The following is a 1,052-nucleotide window of genomic DNA, read 5'->3' as shown; positions in this document are numbered from 1 at the left end:
TGAGGTGGCCAATTACCTAATTTTCAGGGAAAAAGTGCCTAAATTTCCCCCCGATCACTCCCAGATCCAGTACTTTTTGATTGACAAAAGGTCTAAAAGTCTTACCCAACAAAGTTTTTAGATTTATTCAGCCAGCCCTATATAGTGGAGCTTTATCGGCTTCGGATATTCAGTTTCTCTATCATAACCCTGGAGTAGCAATTGGAGAATCCTCATCCATCCCCGAACCCTCATCAATTCTAGGAATACTGAGTTTAGGAGTATTAGGAATAGGTGCAGCTTTAAAGCGCAAATCTTGAAGATAGTGCTAGAGGCATTTCCTATAAATGCCTCACCTTGCTTTTTTACAGAGATCATCTAAACAAATTCTAACGATAACTTTCCCTTCTGTGTCGAACTCGCATCACTTTCACAACTTGGTTTTTATCATCAATTTCGTAAATAATTCGATACTCTCCAACTCGAACACGGTAATCTTGTAGGGAGTTTTTCAACTTAAGACATCCAGATGGTCTAGGATTAGTGTTTAAGGCTCTAATGACCGGAATAATACGCTCAAATAAATCAGCAGGTAATTTTCTTAAATCCCGTTCCGCCTGTTTTTCTAGAAGAACTTCATACATCCGTTGAATAATCTTTGAGAAAGTCATCTAGAGAACGAAACTCAAGGGGTTTCTGGCGCATTTCGGCTAAAGCCTTTAAATCTTCAATCGCTTCAATTTGCTCTAACATCTCTTGATAAACCTCAATATCGAGAATAACCGACACTGGTTTCCCATCGCGTAAAACTATTTCAGGGTCTTTAGGCTGAGTTGTCATAATTTAGCTGTTTAGTTAGTATTTATTTCTATTGTAGATTTTAGCAAAGGCCAATTCAAGTTTGAAGTGCACCAGTACCTGACTGCTTGAAGCCCACATTCCGCACCCTCAACTGTCACATAAGCTGTCCCCCTCCAGAGACTTGAGTAAAAATACTTATCTGGTGAAGGTTTTCTCGGTGGCCGTTAGGGGGAGCTTGAGACCCTAATTATGAAAAAATAGGAATTGTTGGA

General features: G+C 39.5%; 3 protein-coding genes. 1 reads left to right on the top strand and 2 read right to left on the bottom strand.

Features of this window, described 5'->3' with window-relative positions; translation table 11 throughout:
* Positions 1–80 precede the first annotated feature (80 nt).
* A complete protein-coding gene (locus tag PX481_RS20505) occupies positions 81–299 on the top strand; it encodes a PEP-CTERM sorting domain-containing protein (protein WP_232023761.1) in 219 nt (72 codons plus the stop codon).
* A gap of 69 nt (positions 300–368) precedes the next feature.
* Here the strand turns inward: PX481_RS20505 and PX481_RS20500 are convergent, their stop codons facing one another.
* Together PX481_RS20500 and PX481_RS20495 are read right to left on the bottom strand one after the other, a co-directional pair.
* The gene (locus PX481_RS20500) at positions 369–650 is read right to left on the bottom strand and encodes a type II toxin-antitoxin system RelE family toxin (RefSeq protein WP_004159268.1); all 282 of its coding nucleotides are present in this window, start codon (positions 648–650) and stop codon (positions 369–371) included.
* The gene (locus PX481_RS20495) at positions 616–819 is read right to left on the bottom strand and encodes a type II toxin-antitoxin system Phd/YefM family antitoxin (protein WP_004159269.1); all 204 of its coding nucleotides are present in this window, start codon (positions 817–819) and stop codon (positions 616–618) included. Before PX481_RS20495 ends, PX481_RS20500 begins: the two co-directional genes overlap by 35 nt.
* Positions 820–1,052: the final 233 nt, after the last annotated feature.

The sequence above is a fragment of the Microcystis sp. M53603_WE2 genome, assembly GCF_030065435.1.
The sequence above is the reverse complement of the archived record's forward strand: the minus strand, read 5'-3'. Positions and strand labels throughout refer to the sequence as shown.